24 protein-coding genes and 1 riboswitch are annotated in these 23,498 nt (G+C 38.9%); of the genes, 14 read left to right on the top strand and 10 right to left on the bottom strand.

Annotated features, from left to right (window positions below):
• Positions 1–20 precede the first annotated feature (20 nt).
• Genes ACAN53_RS10810 through ACAN53_RS10800 form a run of 3 tightly spaced genes read left to right on the top strand, consistent with a single transcriptional unit; the run spans position 21 to position 2,528 of the window.
• Positions 21–716: an adenosylcobinamide amidohydrolase gene (locus tag ACAN53_RS10810; protein ID WP_379969811.1), complete on the top strand. Its 696-nt coding sequence runs from the start codon at positions 21–23 to the stop codon at positions 714–716.
• 1 nt (position 717) lies between these two features.
• The gene (gene cbiB / locus ACAN53_RS10805) at positions 718–1,677 is read left to right on the top strand and encodes an adenosylcobinamide-phosphate synthase CbiB (RefSeq protein WP_379969809.1); all 960 of its coding nucleotides are present in this window, start codon (positions 718–720) and stop codon (positions 1,675–1,677) included.
• A 2-nt stretch (positions 1,678–1,679) separates the two neighbouring features.
• On the top strand, positions 1,680–2,528 hold the full coding sequence (locus tag ACAN53_RS10800; protein ID WP_379969807.1) for a GHMP family kinase ATP-binding protein: 849 nt from the start codon (positions 1,680–1,682) through the stop codon (positions 2,526–2,528).
• Positions 2,529–2,663: 135 nt separating this feature from the next.
• Here the strand turns inward: ACAN53_RS10800 and ACAN53_RS10795 are convergent, their stop codons facing one another.
• The 3 genes from ACAN53_RS10795 to ACAN53_RS10785 all read right to left on the bottom strand — a co-directional run bounded on the left by ACAN53_RS10795 (position 2,664) and on the right by ACAN53_RS10785 (position 5,785).
• The gene (locus ACAN53_RS10795; RefSeq protein ID WP_379969805.1) at positions 2,664–3,017 is read right to left on the bottom strand and encodes a hypothetical protein; all 354 of its coding nucleotides are present in this window, start codon (positions 3,015–3,017) and stop codon (positions 2,664–2,666) included.
• Between the two features lie 74 nt (positions 3,018–3,091).
• Positions 3,092–4,450, bottom strand: coding sequence for a YeiH family protein (locus tag ACAN53_RS10790; RefSeq protein ID WP_379969803.1), 1,359 nt, complete (start codon positions 4,448–4,450; stop codon positions 3,092–3,094).
• A gap of 137 nt (positions 4,451–4,587) precedes the next feature.
• A riboswitch (SAM riboswitch) is annotated at positions 4,588–4,702 on the bottom strand.
• 183 nt (positions 4,703–4,885) lie between these two features.
• On the bottom strand, positions 4,886–5,785 hold the full coding sequence (locus tag ACAN53_RS10785) for a LysR family transcriptional regulator (RefSeq protein ID WP_379969801.1): 900 nt from the start codon (positions 5,783–5,785) through the stop codon (positions 4,886–4,888).
• A gap of 156 nt (positions 5,786–5,941) precedes the next feature.
• Between ACAN53_RS10785 and ACAN53_RS10780 the strand changes: the two genes are divergently transcribed.
• A complete protein-coding gene (locus ACAN53_RS10780; protein ID WP_379969799.1) occupies positions 5,942–7,159 on the top strand; it encodes an MFS transporter in 1,218 nt (405 codons plus the stop codon).
• Positions 7,160–7,256: 97 nt separating this feature from the next.
• Here the strand turns inward: ACAN53_RS10780 and ACAN53_RS10775 are convergent, their stop codons facing one another.
• Positions 7,257–8,144 (bottom strand): TetR/AcrR family transcriptional regulator, encoded by an 888-nt coding sequence (locus ACAN53_RS10775; protein ID WP_379969797.1) that lies wholly within the window; start codon positions 8,142–8,144, stop codon positions 7,257–7,259.
• A gap of 427 nt (positions 8,145–8,571) precedes the next feature.
• Between ACAN53_RS10775 and ACAN53_RS10770 the strand changes: the two genes are divergently transcribed.
• The 5 genes from ACAN53_RS10770 (at position 8,572) to ACAN53_RS10750 (ending at position 13,155) form a co-directional block, all read left to right on the top strand.
• Positions 8,572–9,225: an HlyD family efflux transporter periplasmic adaptor subunit gene (locus ACAN53_RS10770; RefSeq protein WP_379969795.1), complete on the top strand. Its 654-nt coding sequence runs from the start codon at positions 8,572–8,574 to the stop codon at positions 9,223–9,225.
• 12 nt (positions 9,226–9,237) lie between these two features.
• Entirely contained in the window at positions 9,238–11,013 is a 1,776-nt protein-coding gene (locus tag ACAN53_RS10765) for a DHA2 family efflux MFS transporter permease subunit (protein WP_379969793.1), read from the top strand.
• Positions 11,014–11,143: 130 nt separating this feature from the next.
• Positions 11,144–11,725 carry a DUF6434 domain-containing protein gene (locus ACAN53_RS10760; RefSeq protein ID WP_379969791.1) on the top strand — a complete coding sequence of 194 codons (582 nt, stop codon included), beginning with the start codon at positions 11,144–11,146 and terminating at the stop codon, positions 11,723–11,725.
• 110 nt (positions 11,726–11,835) lie between these two features.
• Entirely contained in the window at positions 11,836–12,678 is an 843-nt protein-coding gene (locus ACAN53_RS10755) for an oxidoreductase (RefSeq protein WP_379969789.1), read from the top strand.
• 111 nt (positions 12,679–12,789) lie between these two features.
• Positions 12,790–13,155, top strand: a complete 366-nt coding sequence (locus ACAN53_RS10750; protein ID WP_379969787.1) for a hypothetical protein — start codon at positions 12,790–12,792, stop codon at positions 13,153–13,155.
• Positions 13,156–13,255: 100 nt separating this feature from the next.
• Here ACAN53_RS10750 and ACAN53_RS10745 read toward each other — a convergent pair whose 3' ends face one another.
• The 3 genes from ACAN53_RS10745 to ACAN53_RS10735 all read right to left on the bottom strand — a co-directional run bounded on the left by ACAN53_RS10745 (position 13,256) and on the right by ACAN53_RS10735 (position 17,550).
• Positions 13,256–14,452, bottom strand: a complete 1,197-nt coding sequence (locus ACAN53_RS10745; protein ID WP_379969785.1) for an amidase — start codon at positions 14,450–14,452, stop codon at positions 13,256–13,258.
• 191 nt (positions 14,453–14,643) lie between these two features.
• Positions 14,644–16,224 carry a gamma-glutamyltransferase gene (ggt, locus tag ACAN53_RS10740; RefSeq protein WP_379969783.1) on the bottom strand — a complete coding sequence of 527 codons (1,581 nt, stop codon included), beginning with the start codon at positions 16,222–16,224 and terminating at the stop codon, positions 14,644–14,646.
• A gap of 87 nt (positions 16,225–16,311) precedes the next feature.
• Positions 16,312–17,550, bottom strand: a complete 1,239-nt coding sequence (locus ACAN53_RS10735; RefSeq protein WP_379969781.1) for an MFS transporter — start codon at positions 17,548–17,550, stop codon at positions 16,312–16,314.
• Positions 17,551–18,039: 489 nt separating this feature from the next.
• Here ACAN53_RS10735 and ACAN53_RS10730 point away from each other — a divergent pair, with 489 nt between their 5' ends.
• The 4 genes from ACAN53_RS10730 to ACAN53_RS10715 all read left to right on the top strand — a co-directional run bounded on the left by ACAN53_RS10730 (position 18,040) and on the right by ACAN53_RS10715 (position 20,787).
• Entirely contained in the window at positions 18,040–18,507 is a 468-nt protein-coding gene (locus ACAN53_RS10730) for an Lrp/AsnC family transcriptional regulator (protein WP_379969779.1), read from the top strand.
• A gap of 1 nt (position 18,508) precedes the next feature.
• Positions 18,509–19,120 carry a chromate transporter gene (locus tag ACAN53_RS10725; RefSeq protein ID WP_379969777.1) on the top strand — a complete coding sequence of 204 codons (612 nt, stop codon included), beginning with the start codon at positions 18,509–18,511 and terminating at the stop codon, positions 19,118–19,120.
• Positions 19,117–19,659, top strand: a complete 543-nt coding sequence (locus ACAN53_RS10720) for a chromate transporter (protein ID WP_379969775.1) — start codon at positions 19,117–19,119, stop codon at positions 19,657–19,659. Before ACAN53_RS10725 ends, ACAN53_RS10720 begins: the two co-directional genes overlap by 4 nt.
• 135 nt (positions 19,660–19,794) lie before the next feature.
• A complete protein-coding gene (locus ACAN53_RS10715) occupies positions 19,795–20,787 on the top strand; it encodes an SGNH/GDSL hydrolase family protein (RefSeq protein WP_379969773.1) in 993 nt (330 codons plus the stop codon).
• A 143-nt stretch (positions 20,788–20,930) separates the two neighbouring features.
• On the opposite strand, the gene ACAN53_RS10710 is transcribed toward ACAN53_RS10715, so the two are convergent.
• The gene (locus ACAN53_RS10710) at positions 20,931–21,611 is read right to left on the bottom strand and encodes an MgtC/SapB family protein (protein ID WP_379970307.1); all 681 of its coding nucleotides are present in this window, start codon (positions 21,609–21,611) and stop codon (positions 20,931–20,933) included.
• 124 nt (positions 21,612–21,735) lie between these two features.
• Between ACAN53_RS10710 and ACAN53_RS10705 the strand changes: the two genes are divergently transcribed.
• Positions 21,736–21,954: a DUF5316 family protein gene (locus ACAN53_RS10705; protein WP_379969771.1), complete on the top strand. Its 219-nt coding sequence runs from the start codon at positions 21,736–21,738 to the stop codon at positions 21,952–21,954.
• Positions 21,955–22,183: 229 nt separating this feature from the next.
• On the opposite strand, the gene ACAN53_RS10700 is transcribed toward ACAN53_RS10705, so the two are convergent.
• On the bottom strand, positions 22,184–22,768 hold the full coding sequence (locus ACAN53_RS10700) for a GNAT family N-acetyltransferase (protein ID WP_379969769.1): 585 nt from the start codon (positions 22,766–22,768) through the stop codon (positions 22,184–22,186).
• 56 nt (positions 22,769–22,824) lie between these two features.
• Complete coding sequence (locus ACAN53_RS10695) at positions 22,825–23,439, bottom strand: FMN-binding negative transcriptional regulator (RefSeq protein WP_379969767.1); 615 nt, start codon at positions 23,437–23,439, stop codon at positions 22,825–22,827.
• Positions 23,440–23,498 lie beyond the last annotated feature (59 nt).

The following is a 23,498-nucleotide window of genomic DNA, read 5'->3' as shown; positions in this document are numbered from 1 at the left end:
AACTGGGTAAGGAGAACATCGTGCAACCATTTCATGAGAAACACTTTTATCGTTCGGCGGTTTGGCCAGAATTTGAAATTTATAAAAAAGACGATCGTATCATCATGCAGCATCCTTCGGTATTGGAAGTATTCAGTAGCGCAGTTTATGGCGGAGGGCTTAAGCGAGCAAGTCACTTTGTTAACTGGAAGGTTCCCTTTGATTTTGATGTAAGCGATCCGGTTTTGCTAATGAAACAAAAACTGAAGGAATGGGAATGTCCTGCAGAGCAGTCGATTGGGTTGCAAACTGCAGCAAACATTCTGGATGCATCTATTCAAGAGATGAACGGAGATGCATTCCGGATGATTTGTTGTGTAACGGCAGGAGTTGGAAATAGCGCAAGAGCTGGTACAAGACGGGAAACGTTTTCTGCTTATCAGTGCGGTACGATTAATACATTTCTTTTCATTGATGGCAACATGACACATGCAGCGATGATAAACGGCATTATTACGGCAACCGAAGCCAAGGCAGCGGCCATGCAGGATTTACATATTACAGATGAAAATGGCAAGATTGCAACAGGAACTACGACAGATAGCGTTGTACTAGCCGTGACACAAAATAAGAACGAACCAACCCATGCATTTGCCGGAACTGCTACGACAATCGGTAATGCCATCGGCTGCCAGGTCTATGATGCCATATACGAAGTACTAGGGCGGGAGGATTAAGATGCTAGTTCATGGAATAGAAATCGTCATTGCATATATCATTGACCGCATCGTCGGAGATCCGCGGTCCTTGCCCCATCCCGTCGTCTGGATTGGAAAGGCAATTCGATTGCTAGAATCAGGGATTCGCAGAGTTGTGAAAAAGGAAAAAGCATTAAAAGCAGCTGGTCTCTTATTTCCGATAATCATCGCAGGCGGTGTGTACGGAATTATTACATTGCTGCTATATGGTCTCGGATTATGGAATCACTGGCTGGCAATCGTCGTAGAAATTTGGCTCATATCTACAACGATTGCAACAAAAGGTCTTGGAGATGCAGGACTTGAAGTATATCATCATTTAAAAGACGGTGATTTCACAAAAGCAAGACATAGTTTGAGTATGATAGTTGGCCGTGATACTGAGAGATTAGATGAAGGAGAAATTTCACGAGGAACAGTGGAAACGGTCGCGGAAAATATCGTTGATGCAATTATATCTCCTCTTTTCTTTGCGCTACTTGGCGGTGCTCCGCTTGCGATGATGTATAGAGCGGTCAACACCCTCGATTCGATGGTGGGCTATAAAAATGAGAAGTATCAGAATCTTGGCTGGGCTTCTGCTCGCCTCGATGATGTACTCAATTATATTCCGGCACGATTGACGATTTTATTTATGCTGCTTGCCTGCTGGATTCGAAGACTGGATGTACGTGCAGCACGGCGTATGGTTGTGCGTGATGCCAAGGGTCATCCGAGTCCAAATAGCGGAATACCCGAGGCTACGATTGCCGGGGCACTTCATATTCAGCTTGGCGGAACGAATTACTACGGAGGAATAGTCTCTCACCGCGCGAAAATGGGAGATCCGGAGCGGCTAATTCAGAAACAGGACATATTGGCTACAATCAAAGTGATGAAGCTTACATCTACGATTTGTGTGCTCGTCTGTTTGCTTGTTGCAATCACTATGGGGTGGTAAGCATGAAAATGGGTACAGGAAGCTGCTTTGGTACATTTGGAGAGCTTGTGCAAGGGGTGCATCAGGAGCGCCCTTTTTTAATTACACTACCTATCCCGGCCTTACAAAGCAGGGCGGTATTTATTCCAAATGACAGAACGGATATAACAGGACCAAGCTTTTATAAAAAAGCTATTTTAGCGTGTAAATCCCTACTGCAATGCTTTGAAATCACAAGTGGCGGTTGTCTATATATGGATTCTAATATTCCTGTTGGAAAAGGAATGGCAAGCAGCTCTGCAGATCTTATTGCCAGTATGAAGGCGGTAGCCGCAAGCTATGAGTTACCCGTATCAGAAGAGATCCTCTCTATACTTGCTAGCAGCATCGAACCAACCGATGGTGTCATGTATGACGGGATAGTTGCCTATGATTATAAAAGTGGTCGGCTACTAGAATCATTCGGTCAGCTCCCACCTTGCAGGCTAATAGGTATCGATACAGGCGGAACAGTAAATACCATCGCCTTTAATCAGCTACCAAAATCGTATACAAATGAAGAGAAGCAGCAATGTTCTAAAGCTTACCATCTTATACGAGAAGGAATGAAATCACACAATCTTTCCGATATTTTTCGAGCTAGCACGATGAGCGCAGCAATCAATCAGCGGTTTTTACCTAATCCTTATTTTCATACATTTTTTCGATTACATGAGACGTATGGAGGAGGTATTGTTGTGGCACATAGCGGAACGATGATCGGATTATTAATTGCGTATGATTGTCCGTATTGGAGAGAAATCGAGAAAGAAGTTAAGGGAATAGAGGGGGAAGAAGTTACGTTATATTCGTTTATTATCGGAAAAAAGTGAATATAGAGTAAGTGGAATCTTTTTTTGAATTTGCCTCTAATCTCGCTATGTAAGGGGAGTAAGACCCCGCTTTAAGGCATAAGAGAAACCTTAAAACGGGGAAACTGCCCATAAAATAGTCGAAACATTTCTTCTTTACAACATACCCCATTTACGTTCATACTCAACTTCTAAAATATAATTTTTGTCCGTATATCCATGTTTATGCAATACTTGAACGGCATCACTAAAATCATAATCGTCCGTTTCCATCACAATGTGATCTTTTTTCCACAAAACGCTCCAACTATCATGTGCTGCTGTCAATAAACGTATCATATTAGAAATGTCACCTAGACGGAGTGACAAGGCTGTGTTCCAGTCATCAACTATTTCTGCAGCACTTGATTTAACAAAACGATCCTGTCTTCGAAAACTACGCAAATCATTTGAAAGAAAATGAAAAATAAAGCAGGTTTTGTGATTACATACTAATTGATCTTTCAACACGATCTAACCATCTCCGTTCTCTCATGGCGTTTCATCTACAGGTATTAGTTTGCTGTTCTTACATTACGCTGGAATTACAAACCTGCCCAGTACGATCCTAGTATCCAGATGGACAAAATGTAACCTAAAATAACGTTTACTATCGCTCCAGAACTGAATGCTACAAAGGGTTTCCATCCGACAGAAGTTAAGTCTTTGAACCTCGTTGTCAAACCAATTGAAAGGAAAGTGAATGTGAAGACCCATGTTCTTAATTCCTTAATCGGTGCAATGACATTCGTGTTAATGACTTTTCCTTGAGCAGCAGAAACACTAGCAATAATAATTGTCAGAAGAGCAGAAGCGATGAAAAATCCAATCACAAATTTAGGGAATCTACGCCAAATTTGCGTTTTATCAGCTTTTTTCCCCTCTTGTTTATTTTCCCAATACGTAATTGATATAAATGCAAGCACAAAGCTCCAAATACCTATGAAAATATCGCGGCCAACCACTTTAACTAACGTAAAAGATGTTAAAGCTTTATCGCCAAATGAGCTGGCAGCCGTTATTCCTGCTGCATCAGCAAATTCTGATGTACCAATCCATGCTCCGGCAGGACCTGCAGGTATGCCTAAAGCTTTAATAATGAATGAAAGAATAAAAATCATTGCAACTGCCCAAACAACAACAAGAGAAATGGCAACGGAAACATGTTCTTTCTTGGCCTTTATGGAACTCCCAACCGCAATGGAGGCTGAAACACCGCAAATCGAACCACCGGCGCCAAGGATGGAAGCGAATTTTTTATCTAATCCTAATGCTTTTGTCCCAACAAAATAAATAGTAAAGAATGTAATGAGAGCAATAATCGTTGCTTGGATGAAGGCAACAGGTCCAGCTTGCACAATTAAAGTGAAGGGCAATGTTGCACCGAGAAGGACAATACCGACTTTGACATAAAGTTCTGTACGGAGAGACGTTCCAAACCATTCCGGTATCGGAACAATATTTCCAATAATCAGCCCGATTGCTAAGGCAACTAACGGGGCCTCTAAATTATACTGTTGTGCCCATTTCCAGCCGCTAAAACTATTAATTAGTACACTTAAAATGAATAGTACAATAAATCCTGATAAAAACTTCTTCACATTAATTTTCAAAAATGATGCTGCAATGCTAAACACTACTGCCAATGTTATAAAAAGAAGAAAAATATTACCGGCACGCCCGCCAAGAGCTTTCGTCAATGCAGAAAACTCTGTCCATTTTGGAATTTGCGCAGTTACTACAGACAGTGAATTTCCTAATCCCCATAAAACTACGGCCAAGACGACAAGCAATAATCCAATCCACACAGACCACCAATCCTCACTGCGAATGAATGCTGAACCACTAGCTTTTTTCGTATTAAGTTGTTCTTGCACTTCTGTAGTTGATGATACTTCTGCCATTTTCCCCACCCCTTTTGATATGATGAATAATAAACAATGAATCTCGAATCTGACAGACTGCGACTCTCTTTCAGCGAATAAAAAAGTCTTCATTCTGGCTGAAAGAATGAAGACTTAGCGAATTACCCCGATGCGCCTCCTTATCTTTCAGATTGTAAATATACATCTGCTGGAATTAACACCATACATGCTGACAAACATGCTGGTTGTTGGGCTTCACAGGGCCAATCCCTCCGCCACTCTTGATAAGAAATATTCAATTGATAATTATAGTACTCCCTCACATATACCATGTCAATAATTAAATCAAATTATTTATATGTGTTTAGTTTTATTTAGGCGTGGTAAAGCCATCATCCGAGTTTAAAAGGTTTCTTTTATGAACTCTGTGAGGAAGTACATGAACTGAATTGGAGATTTCGTATTACACGATGATTATACCTCTACATATTCTAAAAACTTCTTTATCAATCTGTATTGCGTGTTATTTTGCGAGTGTATCCAACCAAATGAAATGCTTGAGTCTATATTATAATCAGCCAAGGGAATAGCTACGATTCGGTGGCTTTCTACATAGGGGTCGTCTTTTAACATCAAACTGGATAATAAACTAATGCCTAGCCCTTCTGATACGGTTCTTTTAATTACTTCCGTATTCGTAGTCGTAAATATTACATTTATGGGTCCTTGCTTTTTTGTAATATATTCCACTACGTTGTCCCAAAAGCTCCCGTTGTATATGACAAAGGGATAATCTACGATGTCCTGTAGCAGTAGTTCTTTATTAAAAGCGAGCGGAGAATTATTAGGGACAATTACTTTAACTCCCCATTGATAATGAAATAATTGAGATTTAATTTGTTCTGGAAGTCCTGCTTCTGAATGTTTATTTAGGCCAATAAAACCTAGGTCCACATCATGTTGATTTACTCTTTCAATAATTTCTTTGCTTTCCATTTCGATAATCGTCACGTTAATCTGTGGAAGATCTTTTTTAAATTGGTAGAGTGCTTGAGGTAAGACATTCATAAATAAGCTAGGGATCGTAGCAATTCGTAATTCTCCAATAAAGGAAGAGGTTAAAGAGTGGACTTCCTCCTTCATTTCATTGACTTTTTTTGATATTTCCAGCGCTTTTTTAATAATGCTTTTTCCTTCTTCGGTAGGAATGGTTCCAAAGCGAGAACGTTTAAATAATGAAATTCCGATTTCTTTTTCCAATAAAGAGATCGACTGACTGATCGCTGATTGGGACACATGCAGGTTTTGTGCAGCAAGAGACATGGATTTCGTTTTCACGACTTCCTTTATATACTCCATCTGATCAAAATTCATAAGTAAGGCCTCCTATTTTTTTAATATAAGTAATTCTTATATTAACATTAAAAATCGTTGTTTTACATTTCGAAAAATTATATTTAAAATGGGATTCATCAGTTCATTTTATCAAGACGAAATAAATAATCAGTTGTTAAAACAAAGGGGAAAAAAATGACTAGGGAAAAATTATGGACGAAAGATTTTATTATTGTTTCTACCATTAACTTTTTTGTAACATTGATTTTTTACTTATTAATGGTAAGTATTTCGATTTACGCTGTAGAAACATTTCATGCGAGCACGAGTGAAGCAGGACTTGTTACAGGAATCTTTGTTATTGGGGCTCTATTTGGGAGACTTTTCACGGGTAGAATTATCGAAAAGAAAGGACGAAAAAAAGTTCTGCTTGTAGGATTGCTTTTTTTCACTGCTACTACGTTGTTTTACTTTGGTGCAAATACTTTGTTTTTCTTACTGATGAATCGCTTCTTGCATGGGATTGCATTAGGGATAGCTAGTACAGCTACGGGAACCATTGTAGCACAAATTATTCCGTCATCAAGACGTGGTGAGGGAATTGGGTATTATAGTTTAAGTGCGATTATAGCAACGGCTATTGGTCCATTTTTGGGTCTATATTTAGTTCAGCATACAAACTTCCAAGTTATTTTTATATTTTCTGTAGTTATAGGAGTTTTAAGCTTAGTTTCTACATCCGGTTTAACACTCTCTCTTAAGGAAGCCTCTAAACATACGGCAGTAGAAAGTGATGGTTTAACAATTAGTAGCTTTATAGAATTCAAAGCTCTTCCAATTGCAATTGTTACGTTATTTGTAGGTCTCGCCTATTCAGGCGTTCTTTCTTTTATTACGTTCTATGCGAAAGAGTTACAGCTGGTAGACGCAGCTAGCTTTTTCTTTATTGTTTATGCAATAGTCGTTTTCCTATCAAGACCAGTTTCCGGTCGATTATTTGATGTGAAAGGGGCTAATTTTGTTATTTATCCGGCTCTTATTATCTTTGCAGGAGGCATGTTCCTTCTCAGCCAAGCGGAACAGGGATGGACCTTGCTGCTAGCAGGGGCAATTATCGGCCTTGGGTATGGAAACTTTACCTCTTCAGCACAAGCAGTTTCTGTAAAAGTAACGCCGCCCCATCGCTTAGGTTTGGCTACATCAACCTATTTTATTTTTGTTGATCTTGGCTTTGGAGTTGGGCCTTATGTATTAGGGTTCCTTATTCCTTATACAGGATATCGAGGTCTTTATATGACAATGGTGGCTATTATCCTATTCTGTATCATACTTTACTACTTTATGCATGGAAAAAAGGAAAAACAGTTGAAGCGAGGAAAAGTGGTTTTGTCTGAAGCAAATCCGAGTGTTTAAATGCAGACGATAAAAAAGAGATGACAAAAAGGAATGATTTCCTTTGCGTCATCTCTCCCGCGTTAAAGCGGTGAAAGCTAATTTATCTCCTATTTGATTAGAAATAGGCTTCCACAGAAGCTGATAATTCTTGTAAATCGGACTCTAGTACCTTTTGCTTCTGCATATACAGTAATAATCCTTGGACAATATGTTCACGTGGTTCTTGCTGTGTTTGACTAAATTCATGTTCAATCGCATCTAATGAAAGTACCAATTTATCCCGTTGCTTTTGGCTTATTGTGAGTGAGTCTATTACATCACGTATACGGGAAATGATAAGAATGATTTGTTTATGGCACTCTTGTTTTTCTAACGCTTCCACATGAAGAAAGTTCTCCATTAGGTATTCATTCAACAGTGGCTTCTCATCTTTAGTAAAGCTGACAACAATTGCATCCATGCGACGCATTAGGAAGAAAATTACTTCCTCTGGTGTTACTGGCTTTTGGTCAAATACGATGTAAGATATGTATTCCCTCAACATTCCTTTTAATATAGTCGCGCAGTCTAGTGCATAAAGCGATATACGGTCTCCGTACACCTTGATAAGACGTCGGTGAAGCCAAGTCAACAATTGAGCTCGTACCTTAAATAGAAGTTGACGAATTAGCTCGTTTTCACGTAACGTTTGTTCCTGCATCTGCAATTGAGTGAAGTCTCTATGCTCAAACGAATGTTCCAGAAGTGCTTGTAACTGTTTCATAAACTTTGTTTTTTCATCTAAGTTCTGGTTCGTAATTACATTCAATTTCTCATTCAGCAGTTCATAATGATGCTTGATACAGGAGAGGATAAGTTCCTCTTTAGAATTGAAATAATTATAAAAGGTACCCTTTGACATACCACTCCGCTCTACGATTTCCTGAATGGATGTTGCAAGGTATCCCTTCTGACTGAACAACTTTGTTGCTTCTGTGATAATTTCTTTCTTGCGTGTATTCACTCTATTCACCTCTATGTTCTCTGGGACGGTTCCAGATGAAGTTGGTAGTAATTTTGTAACTGTGAATGTGGTTATTTAGGTCCTCATGACCTGTAAGAACAAAAAAACTTTATATGTCATGTACATATATTGTCGCCGTTCATTTTATATAAAACTTATCATGCAAGTCATTTATGACCGATGGGTCGTATGCACTTATCATAAAACAAGGTGCGGATGATTAGCAATATGAAAAAAGTTTTTAAATATGCAAGATGAATTGAATATATATTTGTTGTCAAAAACTAGCGGGTACTATATAGTATAGAATGTTATTGACTAATTGGTCATTTTTGATTGGAATATAAGTTGCAAAGCTTAGAGATTTATAGTATTAGGTTCTATTCATGTGTCAAAATGAAACAGTTATAAGAAAAGGAGAGTCTTCATGAATTCATTTCGCCGTTTATTTATTATCAATATTATTACGTTGATTGTACTTGTTGGGGGTGGCTTTCTTGGCTACTATTACTACAATCAATCACAAAGCTATTTAAAAACAAATAATGCCAAGATTGATGGGAAAATCATTCCGATAGCTTCCCCTGCAGCAGGTAAGCTAACTTCCTGGACAGGAGAGGTTGGCAAATCCTACAATGCTGGCGATAAAGTGGGTACCGTAGAATTCCAAACAGCAACTGCGATGCAAAATATAGATATCACAGTGCCAGCAGGTGCAACTTTGGTACAATCGAATGCAACAGTAAATACTTTTGTCGGGGCAGGAACACCAATTGCTTATGCTTTCGATATGAACAATTTATATGTAACAGCAAATATTAAAGAAACAGATGTTGACAAAGTACAAAAGGGTCAACAAGTAGACGTATATGTGGATGCGTATTCTGATACCGCATTAACGGGTGTCGTGGATCAAATTGGATTAACAACATCAGGAACGTTCTCCTTACTGCCAAGTAGTAATTCGAATGCGAATTATACGAAGGTTACACAAGTCATTCCAGTAAAAATTGCGTTAAACCATAATAAATCCTTAAATATTGTACCTGGGATGAACGTAACGGTTCGCATTCATAGATAAGGGGGGTACTACATGTTATCAACTATGATTGCAGTGTATGCACTCTTTTGTGTCCTTGTATTTTTCATTGTGAACGTGTTTTTTCGAAAACAAAAAAAGAAGAGTGAATCAGAACCTCTTGCTCCTACTATGCCAAAGCAGCAGGACACTTTGGTAAAAGTGAAACAAGAAGACAAAGAGGGGAAACAAGAAACGGTAGAAGAGAAACATATGGAGGAAGAAGAAATTCCGGCGACCAAAAAAATAACTCCTAAGCCCGCAGCAGAGCCTGCGATTAATGTACGATTGGTATTGTTCGTATTGATCTTAGGTATGTTTTTTTCCATTCTCAATCAAACCGTTATCAATGTAGCGTTACCGGTATTAATGAATGAGTTCAATGTATCTACAGCCACAGTGCAATGGCTGTCTACCGGTTTTATGCTGGTAAACGGGATCTTGGTACCTATTAGTGCCTATTTGATCCAATCTTTTACGTATCGAAAGCTATTTCTGATAGCTATGGGGTTTTTCACAGTCGGCTCTATTATTTGTGCTCTATCGGGTAATTTTCCAGTGATGTTAACAGGCCGTCTTGTGCAAGCAGTTGGAGCAGGTATTCTTATGCCAACAGGAATGAATATTTTTATGACGCTCTTTCCGCCAGAAAAACGCGGCGCAGCTATGGGACTTCTTGGGGTCGCATTGATTCTAGCACCAGCTATCGGACCAACAATTGCCGGTTGGCTTGTGGAAAACTACACGTGGAATATTATGTTTTATGCGATGTTTGCTTTGGGAGCTGTTATCTTTTTGATGGCCTTACGCTGGTTCAAACTCGTACAGCCACTGTCGAAGCCGAAATTCGATGTAATCGGGGTTGTTGTATCTACTATTGGGTTTGGCAGTCTGTTGTATGCATTAAGTGAAGCCGGAAATAAAGGTTGGGACAGCATAGAAATTGATGTTATGCTCACAATTGGAGTGGTTGGTCTCATTGTCTTCATTTGGTGGGAACTCAACGCAAAAACGAAGCTCTTGGATTTAACCATTTTCAAGATTCCAGCCTTCTCCTTTACAATATTAATTAATATTATTATTACTATGGCGCTTTTTGGCGGAATGATTCTGTTGCCTGTATACTTGCAAAACATACGCGGTTTTTCGCCAATTGATACCGGGTTATTGCTGTTACCAGGATCATTAATTATGGGACTGATGGGACCATTTGCTGGAAAGTTATTTGATCGCTATGGCATTCGTCCGCTGGCAATTTTTGGATTAATTTTGATGACATATGGTACGTATGAGCTATCAAAGCTTACAATGGACACGCCTTATGCTACAATTGTCGGAATTTACATCTTACGCTCTTTTGGGATGGCGTTTATTATGATGCCAATTATGACAGCGGGAATGAACGCATTACCGTTGAAACAGATTTCGCACGGTACTGCATCCCAAAATACACTTCGTTCTATAGCTGGCTCGATTGGAACAGCAATTCTCGTCACTGTCATGACAAGACAAACAACCTTCCACGGGGCAGACTATGCGGGTGCGATTACATCAACTGATCCAATTATGAATCAGAATGTCGCGCAGATGAGTCAGAGCATTACAGCCTTGGCACATGTATCACAACAAACGGGATCGACGCTTAGCACGGCAGCACTATATAGCCAAGTCATGAAGCTTTCAATGGTAAACGGTATTAATGACGCATTTTTAATTGCGACTGTTTTGTCAGTGGTGGCACTTGTATTATCCTTTTTCCTTCCATCAGGCAATCGGCCGAACCGGGGGTAAGGGGATAAGAAGAGATTAAAGTAAAAGAAAGAAGAAAGAAGTTAGCTACCTAATCGAGTAGTTAGCTTCTTTTTAATTTATAGGAACAAATGTTCTATAATGTAAATATTTACATATGGGGGTGTTATAAATGAGATCCACTCTTACAAAAGAAATAAGTGTTCAAGATTTTAGAGATTACTATTGGTTAAAAGAAGAATTGCAATTTTTTTGTAGAGAAAATGGAATAAGTGCATCTGGTTCCAAGATAGAGATTTTAGATAGAATTGAAACATTTCTTCAAACAGGAGAGATAAAAAAACCATTTAGAAATTCAAAGGCTGGTAATAAACCTCGAACAAAGGTCGAATTGAGTCTTGATACTGTAATTACGGAAAATCATCGTTGCAGTCAAGACGTAAGAGCATTCTTTAAGACAGTAATTAGTTCGAAATTTCATTTTTCTACTTACATTCAAAATTACTTTAAAGACAATGTAGGGAAAGCATATCGTGATGTTGTAGAAGCTTGGTATGAAGAGGAAAGGCGAAAGAAAGACCCATCTTATAAGAAGAAAATTGCTCCTCAATTTGAATACAATCAATTTATTCGTGACTTTTTCTCTGACACAAAAAATAAAGGGAAAAGTCGTACGGAAGCGATTGAAGCTTGGAATGAAATTAAGAAACTCCCTGGAAGTAATAAATATACAACTGAAAATTCGTCTATATGAAACATTTATGAAACTATATTGGCAATAGTGTAATGGGGTATAAGAAAAATCTAGTAAAATAAGAAGAGCAAGAAAGACAGAACATGTACAAATGGCAAAGGGGGAGAATAGTGGAAAAAAAGGTGGCAGTTGTTACAGGGACTTCAAGTGGATTTGGGATGCTTACAGCATTGGAACTAGCGAAGCGTGAGTATGATGTTATCGCTACGATGAGAAATGTAGAAGCTCGGTTTAATCTAGTAGATGAATCGAAAAGAATAGGGGTAGCCAATCGAATTCAGGTTCAACCACTGGATGTAACATCCGAAGAGTCTATAAAACAGTTTCTTCCTATATTAGAAGAAGTAAGGTATGTACATGTTCTTGTTAACAATGCTGGATATGCAGCAGGTGGGTTTGTGGAAGAGATTCCGCTTGAGGAATACAAAAGACAGTTTGAGACGAATCTATTTGGAGTCATTCGAGTGACTCAAGCTGTTCTTCCCATAATGAGAAAACAAAAATGTGGAAAAATTATCAATTTGAGCAGCATTAGCGGGAAGGTCGGATTTCCAGGTTTATCACCTTATGTAGCATCCAAGCATGCACTGGAAGGCTGGAGTGAATGCCTTCGCTTAGAGGTAAAACCGTTTGGAATTGATGTTGTTCTGATAGAACCTGGTTCGTATAAAACGAATATTTGGTCAAGCGGTAAGCATATATCAGAAGCATCCGAATCCTCTCCTTACTATGATTATATGAGTCAAATAGAACGCTATTTAGAAAAAGGACACAGTAAATTTGGAGATCCAAAGGAAGTAGCAGAGAAAATTGCTTATATAGCGGATCAATCCAATACTGCGCTTCGGTATCCGTTTGGTAGGGGAGTAAAAACGGGGATTATGTTAAAACAAATGTTTTCGTGGAAACAGTGGGAGAGCCTTGTATTACAACGGCTAAATAAGAAGAGATAGACCGACTATGGACGAGTATAGAAACTAACACTATCATTTTTATCCACTAGAAAGATTAGAGTAGTGGGTATACAAATACATAAATATGTATCAAAATAGAATAAGATTTTAATGAATATTCTGTTACAAGGAAGTGTAGTAGTAGTGTTCGAGTATGTTTCAAAATTCATCATTGGAGGTTGCATCCTTGCTCTTGCAACGTATTTCAGCAAATCAAAAAATATATTTTTGTCAGGTGTTATTACTATTTTGCCCATCATGACACTAGCAAATTTGATACTACAAACGAAATTTTTAAACAAGAATGAATTCCAGTCTGCCCAAAAAGCTGGAATTTTTGGTGCGTTCGGAGCGGTTCTGTTTCTTTTCAGTGTGTTTTTATTGGCCTATTGGATGAAGCCACTTTATGCTATTTTGCTAGCGATATGCATCTATATCGTATACTTTTTGGTAGGAAGATTATTGTTGTTCGCTTAATGAATGTTAACGTTGCGCAATAAATAACCAGCATACTACTTTAAAAATCGGTGAGAGTTATAGTAGTATGCTAAGGTGATATTGGCCATGTAACAAAAACTCATTTTGTTACATGGTTAGGTAAGCGTTGACTACCAAACATATTTTTTACGAATGTAAGTAGCTGCATATCGGACCCATATCCTCCTATAATAGAGAGACCAATTGGCAAATGATCTATACCGATATAAGGTATTGTGATTTGCGGGAATCCGGAAAGTCCTGCAATACAGCTAAGCTGCATCGTATTCGTTCTTGTTATTTCGATAGCATCCATGGAACGTCCTATCTGCGGAGCAGGTCCTGGGGTTGTAGGAATGACAAGGCACCCTGTTTCTCCAAGGAGTTTACCTAGCCGTTTTTGAATGATAGGGCGAAGCTGCTTCGCTTTTTCATACGCATCGTCTTCTGGGATGTGTGAAGCCCACTCAAAGCGGTCTGCGATATCAGGTCCAAATGTAGGTGTATGGGTAGTGATCCAATCTCCATGCGTTTTCCAAATTTCACGACCTTGGAGCAAACGAAAGGCAGTCATCCACTTCTTAAATCCTTCTGGAGCAATTTCTACATGTTCTGTTATTAGCCCCTTTGTAAGCAATTGAATGGGTTCTAGAAGTACTTGTTTTGTACTTTCTTCCGCTAAGTTCCATGCATCCTCTGCGATGTAAATTCTTTCAATGGTTGGTAAAGAACAATCTTCGCCAAATAAGGTAGCGCCAATTTCATATAAAAGATTTGCATCCTTTGCCATAAAGCCCACGGTATCAAACTGAGCAGATAAAGGAATGACACCTTCCATATCGATTTTTCCGTGGGAAGGACGAATGCCATAAATTCCATTATACGAAGACGGAATCCGAACAGAACCTCCTGTATCCGTTCCAAGCGCAAAATCTACAGAACCTGATGCGACTGCAACTGCAGAACCACTTGAAGAACCGCCAGGAATGCACCCAGGTGCGTTTGGATTGATAGGAGTTCCATAATGAATGTTTTCACCGTTTAAGCTATACATTAATTCATCGGTATGCGTAATTCCTGTAAGCTGCGCTCCGTATTGAAGGAGAGTATCCACAACTGCAGCATTTTGCTCTGCTACATGATGAGTGCGAAGCCAGTCTGGATTCCCTGCTGCGTTTGTGTGACCTTTTAAAGCAAACACATCTTTGACTGCAAAGGATAAACCATTTAACTTTCCTTTGCCAGTTGCTTCTAGATGAAATTCAGGATCAATAAATGCACTAAATTGATTATTCATTTGTAGTCACCACCTTATTATAGTGAGAAAGCATAAAACATTTGATTCATTCCTGCGGAGCTGGGCAAGCCGGGTCCGCTTTTCTTATGATGTCCAGCTCCATCGGCTAGCTCCTCCGGCCGGAGAACCCTCAACCATAAAGGCAAAAAGCCGCCCTGCGGAGCTGACCAAGTCGATTCCGCTTTTCTTTTTTACCATCCAATTGCTGCTCCGTCGCTGCGTGGATCGCTGCCGCCGAGTCGAAATCCGTTGGCGTCAATTTGAATGGCGTGCGCATGGCCCATAACGCCGTCCATTTCTTGTACTTTTCGTACGATGTGACCTGCGGAGGATAGGGCGGTTAATACATCGTCATGTACCCGTGCTTCTACTTTTAATTCTTGCGTGGCATCTCCCCATGTTCTTCCCCAGACAAAGCGCGGTTCGCTAACTGCTTGCTGCGGATTCATTCCATAGTGAATCAGGCGAGTAATAACGGCCGTTTGTGTTTGTGGTTGCCCTTCGCCGCCTTGTGTTCCGTATAATATACTTGGCTTACCGTTTAAAAAAGCCATAGCAGGCATAAGTGTATGGAAGGTGCGTTTATGTGGTTCTAGTTTATTTACGTGATTTGGATTTAATGAGAAGAAAGATCCTCTGTTTTGCAGTAATATGCCTGTATTCCCAGCTACAACCGCTGATCCAAATTCAAAGTAGAGACTTTGAATAAACGAAACCGCATTTCCTTCGTCGTCTATAACGGCTGCGAAGGCAGTATCGTTTCCAATTGGTTCCGTTTTTTGGCTTCCAACCTGGTCAAGGCTTATAGAGGCAGCAAGCTGGGCGGCATATTCTTTACTTAGAAGGCGCTTTAAAGGAATATCGTAAAAGTCTGGGTCTGTCAGCACTTTATTTCGATCTGTAAAGCTGCGTTTTAGTGCTTCTACTAATACATGATAATATTCATAGGAACCATGTTTAATAGAAGAAAAATCATAGTTTTCTAAAATATTAAGTGTCATTAAAGCGGAAAACCCTTGGGAATTGGGAGGAACCTGGTACATTGTATAATCATGATAGGAAGTAGAAATAGGATCAACCCAATTGCCATAATGATCAGCAAAATCATCACGAATTAAATATCCACCATGTTCTTTCAGAAAAGAAGCAATTTCTTCTGCAATCGAACCTTTGTAGAAAGCGTCGCGTCCTTCTTTTGCAAGTACCCTTAATGTATTGGCTAATTGACTTTGTACAAATTTTTCTCCTGTTCTGATGATTTTTCCCGCTGGCGTATAAATTGAAGAAGTAATGGGGGTGTGTGATAGAACATCATAAACGAGTCTCGTATTTTCCTCATGACTCGATGACATAGGAAATCCTTCTGTTGCATACGTAATAGCCGGTTCGAGAACTTCCGCTAAGCTAAGCCGGCCATATTCACGAAGAACTGCATCCCAACTGTCAACCATACCCGGAACCGTAATGGCACTTCGCACGCCTCTTCTTGGGATTTCTTCCTCGCCTTCATACAAGTTACGATTTACCTGATATCCGGAGCGACCGCTTCCGTTATACGCACGGACTTTTTTTTCTGCATGATGATAGGTAAGCCAAAATGAGTCGCCTCCAACATTTGTCATATGAGGATACACTACGGCTAGACAGGCACTAACTGCTACAGCTGCATCAAACGCATTTCCTCCCTTTGCTAGTATTCTTGCGCCTGCTGTAGAGGCTAAATAATGCGGACTCACTACCATTGTTTTTGTTCCGATAACAGGTTTTTCCATATAACTTCCCCCTTTTTATAAAAATAACCTTCTATCAGATAAGGGTTTTCTCCTTCTGATAGAAGGTGAATAAAAATCTTTGGTACACTATTTCACAACAGCTGCAGCCGGCACAGAATCCATTTTTACTACAGCTACAGATGGTTTTGTGCTAGTAAATAAGAAGAGGAAACCTCCAATTAATAGCAATGCTCCGGATAAATAAAAACCAATCTCGATGGAACCAGTTTTTTCAGCGAAGTACCCAGTTATATATGGAGCAAATATAGATGAAAGCATACCCATAAAGTTAAATACTCCATATGCTCTTGCATACATATATCTTGGTGTATTTTCAGCAACATAGGAAACTAAAATTGGATCAAGAGCTAGCTTACCAACAAGTCCGTATATTACTAATCCAGTTAGCATTAATGAGTAATTTTGTGTATAAGGAATGACGAATTGACAAATAGCTCCGAGTAAAGCAAGGAGTAAAATAAGCGGTTTTTTATGTTTAATACGATCTGAAATATAACCGAAAAAGATTGCGCCTGGAATAGAGGCCCATGGTACTAAGGAAGCAATAATACCCGTGCTAGATCCTTTTAGCCCTCTTGCAGTTTGTAGATAATAAGGGAGCCATGTGAGCATACTAAAGAATCCATACAAAGAACAGAAAATAATAATATAAGTAAAAATGTGATTTCGACTAAACAGAATCTTTATACTTTCCTTTGGAGTTGCGATTGGAAGGTTTTGTTCCGTTAATTCTTCTTGCTTGTCATCTTTAATGAATAAAGAGATAAGGATGGCGACAATTACAGTTAATGCTCCAAATAAATAGAAAGAATATTGCCAACTCATTTTGAGTGTAAATGTAATATAACTTGAAGCGATAAAGCCTAAAGAAATACCGAAAGCCATCCCGCTATTGATTAGTGCTGAAGATACACCGCGATACTTTTTGGGAATGCGACTCGATGATATTCCATATTGCGGACCATAATATGTTCCTTCCCCTAAACCTGTAATAGCACGAATAAGAAGAAATACGCTAAATCCTGGTGCTAGTCCGCTAAGTAATGTTCCAATACCGAATAGAATATATCCACCTACTAATACTTTGACTCTTCCTAATCGATCAGCAAGAAAACCAGCTGGTATTTGCATTAAGGCATATGTAATAAAGAAAACGGTCGACATTAAACCGAGTTGTGTTTTGGAAAGTCCCCATTCCTGTCCAATGACTCCCATTACCGGTGACAAAATATTGCGATCTGCATACATAAAAGCCCAACCGAGTGAAAATAGAATAATTAATATGACTGGATTTTTTGCTTTCAAAATGTTTCCTCCTCTTTGATTGTAATCATAAAATCATGTCAGTATATATCACATAAATAACGATATATTATACAAATGTGCCAAAAATTAATCAGATTCTAAGTTGTTTTATCTGTTTGTATAACTTGTAATGTAATTTAATATAACATAGTATATATTGTCAATAGGATAATTTGCAAAACGAAATATAAAAACTTTATAAGTGCTATATTATAATAGTATAGGTGTATCATGACTTACTATTTGTTTAATATAGCGTTCATTATTATTCAAAAAGAAAGTGGGTTAAAGGATGAAAACGTGACCACTTTATTTTTGTCATGAAGCAAAAAAATTTATTTTTTATAATAAAATAAAAGTACTCTATGCGTAACTAATTATGAATTTTTATATTGATATTGAATATAAATGGCTATATATTTAAACATAAAGAAAGTTAAATTGGTAAATGACTTTCAAAATATATTCTGTGTTAGGGGATAATAATTTATGGATCATAAATCGTATACTAGCTTAGATGAGATTGATAGAAAAATCCTTCAGATTTTGCATGATGATGGGAGAATATCTTACACAGATTTAGCTAAAGAAATAGGACTTTCTAGGGTGGCTACGCAATCTCGTATTAATAATTTAATGGAAAATGGTGTGATTGAACGATTCACGGCAGTGGTGAATCCAGAAAAAATGGGGATTTCCGTGTCGGCTTTTTTTAATGTCGAGGTGGAACCTAAGCATTTGCAAGAGGTTGCGACTATATTAGCTGATGAACCTGCTGTCACTAGTCTGTATCATATGACGGGGCCAAGTAAACTTCATATGCATGGGTTGTTCAAAGATAATCAAGAAATGGAAGAGTTTCTAAATCAAAAATTGTATCCTCTTCCTGGAATTATGAGTGTAGATTGTCAGCTCCTAATTCAAAGATATAAGAGCAGAATGGGGATGAAATTATAAGATGAAAGATAATGAAAATGGAAAGTTGATGGATCATCCGTATTATCAATTATCAGTAGCTATGTTCCGAACTGGAATTCTTGGTTTTGGAGGCGGACCTTCTGTGATCCCGCTAATTAGACATGAAGCGGTATCGAGATATAAATGGATGCAGGATGATGAATTTGGAGAAACGTTAGCGATAGCGAATGCGTTGCCAGGTCCGATTGCAACAAAAATGGTTGCCTATTTGGGATATAAGCTAAAGGGAGCAACGGGTGCAATGCTTGCTGTACTCATACATATATTACCAAGCAGCGTTGCTATGATTGCTTTGCTTTCTGTTGTTACTCTACTTAGCACTTCGAAAGTTGTCATGGGAATGATTGCAGGTGTTACACCTGTTATAGCGGTTATGCTTGGTGCCATGGCCTATCAATTTGGAAAAAAGGCAGTAAAGGGCTTAGGAAAAACGTTGGGAATTGTCATGTTCCTTATTGCATTTCTCCTCCTTCAAATCATCCACATCCATCCAGCCATTGTAATTGTTATCTTTTTAGCATATGGAAGTATTCATTTTAGATCCGTTACAAGATGGGGAAAAAGAAGCAAAAAGGAGGGTAAGAGCGCATGATCATCTATTTTCAACTTTTTATGGGATTTTTTATTGCAAATATTCTTGGGTATGGAGGAGGACCTGCGTCCATTCCTCTTATGTATGCAGAAATTGTTCCTCATTATCATTGGTTAACGGATGCCGAATTTTCAAATATGCTTGCACTCGGCAATTCACTGCCTGGACCTATTGCAACAAATATTGCAACTTTTGTTGGTTATGATGTCGCAGGATGGTCAGGCGCAATTATTGCGCTTGTTGCCACAGTCGTACCATCGACTATTGCACTAATCTTGCTGTTAAAAGTATTAAATAAATTTAGCAAATCTCCTATTGTAAAAGGGATGACACTCCTTGTCCAACCTGTGATTGCAATCATGATGGTTCTATTAACCTGGAAGATGAGCACAAGTTCGTTCGCTTCAATCGGGATACTGCAGTTTATTGGAATTGCCCTTGTAGCATTTTGGGCAATGGAAATGCGAAGAATCCATCCAGCGTTTGTAATTATTGCTGCATTTGTGTATGGGGGGCTCGTGTTGTCGCATAGTGTATGATATGTAGGTCAATTGACTGTTTCCATTTTTTAACTAGTTAGTGCATAAAAGCATCCTCGAATTTACAGGAATTTCCTCCATAAAAGTAGAATGAACACATGGAAGAGTTTATTCTACTATATTAGGAGGATGAGAATGTTAGTCAAGTATAAAAAAATAACCTTTTTTGCACTCGCTCTATCCATCTTCACATTGGCGTTTGCGCCGGTTACGAGCGCAGCACCTGTAACAGTGAAGCCGTCGGATCAGCTGTCGTACCTTGCTTTGGGAGATTCACTCGCTGCAGGTCAAACACCGTACAGACAAATTGGACAAGGGTATGCAGACTTTTTAGCAAAGGATATACAAGATGCGGGGTACTTGGGTTCCTTTGACAAACACTTTGCCCAGTCAGGAGCAACGACAACGGATGTACTTACAATCGTGCAAAAGCCAGAGGTACTTACCCAAATTGCAAAGTCTGATATTATCACGGTTCATGCAGGGGCAAATGATCTCCTTCGAGAACTGACCATTACGCAAGCGGGTGTATCCCTTGATCCCGCAAAAGTACCAGGAATTCTGACGCAAATTGGTACTAATCTCGGAATGACACTCGGAACAATTAAGGCAATTAACCCGCACGCAAAGGTATATGTTATCGGCTACTACAATGCATTTCCATATCTACCAACTGATCAGCAGCAAGCACTTCTTCAAGTTCTCTCACTCATTAATCAAACCATTCAACAAGCAGCCAACCAAACCGGAACGACGTATATAGACATTTCCACACCATTTGCTGAAAATCCATACGCATATCTACCGAATCCAAACGATGTTCATCCGAATCTAGCAGGTTATAAAGCCATTTCTGATATTCTTTGGAAAGATTTGAAGCCACAGCTCCCATACTTACAAGTCCAAAAATTACTGCAGCGAGCATCAGCGCTTTCTATTACAAATACAAAGGATGTCGCTTCCATTATCTCGTATTTGAAACAGATTGAACTGTACTATCCGCTCGTAACAAACCCTGAGCAGAAAGCATATCTCGTCGAAAAGATTAAAGCTGAACAAAAGCGTGTAAGCGATGCATTAAGGAAACGTCTGAAGGACATAGGCTACACCGGTTCCATTGGAGCGTAATAATAGAACGAAAAAAGAACGAGTAACTCTCGTTCTTTTTTGTGGTGATTTTCATGGGATAAGTTTCGATTTTTTTGCTTATTTTGGTATCGCTGTGTTTGTAGAAATCTATCAAAATTTCATAACTCTCTATCATTTCTAAGCTATCCACCCGTTGCGAGCTCTACTGAGCGGATCCCTTTGATGGAGCGTATCTCTTCATAGACAGCGGTTGTTTGTCTGTTTTCGTAGGTGGAGATAGAGTAAGTGAGCTGGCGGTTGCCGTTTTTCATATCGCGGATGCGTACGTGATGGATGATAATTTCTTTGCTTTTGATACTTGTTTGGATGTTATCTAAATCGCTATCTTCCGTGGCGATGATGATTAATTCTAATTCTTTTTCACGTAGGCGTCCCGGACCGATTTTTCGCAAAAAAACAGGAAGCAGTTCTACCGAAATAATCATAAAACCAAGTGCAATGGACGCTTCTTCCCAAAAGCCAGCCCCGACCGCTATACCAATACCGGACGCACCCCACATCATGGCAGCCGTCGTCAGTCCAGTTACCGTCATTCCTTTGACGAGAATGACCCCAGCACCAAGAAAACCAACACCGCTCACAATTTGAGCTGCTAATCTGAGCGGATCCATCGTAATGTTTTGCATCTTCGGAAATTGATACGCCGATTCTATTGATACAATCGTAATCAAACAACTAGCAACACAAATGACCGTATTTGTTTTCAGACCAAGCGGCTTGCGCTTCAATTCGCGCTCAAGGCCTAAAATCATCCCTAAAAAGGTAGCAATTGCTAGCTTTAAAATCGTTGATGTAATAAACATATTCGGGCCTCCCGTCTGATATATAATAGAATGTGAGAAAGATACAATTACTTCATCGTATTCCGCACATCTGTTAAACAGACGAGATGTAGAAAATGTTATGGAAAATGAGGGGGAAAACAATATGATCCTATTCAACTTGTTTCTTAGCATTACCGCTGTTTGTTTTCTCATTTCAGGATTATCGCTTGGGGTTTGGGTGAGCGGAGACCGACAACGTGCGAATTTTCACTCTGAAACAAAAGAGCAACGCAACTATCGGGAAAAGTTGAGCCTATGGAACGGGCTACTTGGGGTTGTTTTTTTGATTGTGACTATACTTGCTTATGTACAATCATGGTAGGGGATATCAATGCTAGATTGGCTACATAAAAATATCAGTAACAAGGAGACCAAAAGCAATACGTTGCAAAATAAGTGAACATTAATTACAAATAAGAGCTTTGAAACCTGATGTCTCATTTTAAAAAGAATGGACTAGACATTGATATAATAGTATGAAACGCCGCTAACGAAAATACGAATCATCAACGGCGTTCGAAAATAATATTTCTAGATGGATTCATCTATTGCTAGCTTTTTAAGTAATGTTGCAGCTTCGATTTTACAGTGTGCCATTCTTGGAAAATAATACTGTAGTAAACTGAGTCACGTATGTAGCCATCCGATAAAATGCGGTGATTTCGCCAAGTTCCTTCTTTAACTGCACCTAGTCTTTCAATAGCCCGCTGAGAACGAGTATTTCGAGAATCCGTTTTAAATTCTACACGTATCGTGGATAAGGTTTCAAAACAATGACAGAGCAACAAGTATTTACATTCGGTGTTTATACGAGTACGCCAAACACTTGGATTATACCAAGTCCAGCCGATTTCGAGACTACGGTTTAATTTAGAAATAGTAAGAAATCGGCTGCTACCTACGATTTTATTTGTTTCTTGGTCAAAAATGGTATAGGGAAATTCTAATCCTTGATCTCTAGCAGATAGAGCGTTGTCTACAAGGCGCTTTGCATCATCCATCGTTTTAACCTTCATCGGCATGTATGTCCATATCTCATCATTGCTACCGGCTTCGAATAATCCTTCAATATGATCGATATGCATCGGCACAAGTTTCACTCGCTGCCCTATTAATTCTATTGCTTCGATATTCAAAATTCTCCGCCGCCTTTCTTGCACCTATTAAAAAAATTCCTACTACATCACCACTCTCAACGTTTGGTTTCAAGGTTTTCTTTCATTAAAGATGCAATGTTTCGGTCATTTTCACTCGTAGATTGTTCCAATTGCCAAATGACAAGTTCTTGTCGCTCAACTGAGTGGTTTTGACTTAGCTTTGCCTTTCCTTCTATTTTATCAATCTTGATTTTGAATCCTACAATTCCTTTCGTCATGCCCTCTATTAAACTAGCGTCTACTTGATCTAATTTATAGGGACTGTTTGGCTTTTCATATTTCAATACGAGATCACGTAGGGAATTCATTAATTCTTCCGTACCGATCATCTCAACATGTCCATAGACATGAACAGTGACATAATTCCATGTTGGTACTGTTTTATTTGTCTCGTACCAAGAGGGCGAGATATAGCAGTGGGGACCCTGGAAGATAGCTAGTACAGTTTGGTCTTTAATATCCTTCCATTGAGGATTAGGACGTGCCAAATGCCCATATAAACATTTATTCTCCTGATCAATCATCAAAGGTAAATGAGTTGCGTAGGGAACTCCATCATGCTGAGAAAACAAGGTAGCAAAGCCATTATTTTTTATAATGTCGTACTGTATTTCTTCCTTTTCAATTTGAAATTGCGATGGAATATACATAAGTTTACCCTCCTGTTTTTTTGTTATCTTTATTGTATCCTTAGTATAAAGATTGCGCT

It is taken from the genome of Ectobacillus soli (genome assembly GCF_042610425.1).
Lineage (GTDB): Bacteria > Bacillota > Bacilli > Bacillales > Bacillaceae_G > Ectobacillus.
The sequence above is the reverse complement of the archived record's forward strand: the minus strand, read 5'-3'. Positions and strand labels throughout refer to the sequence as shown.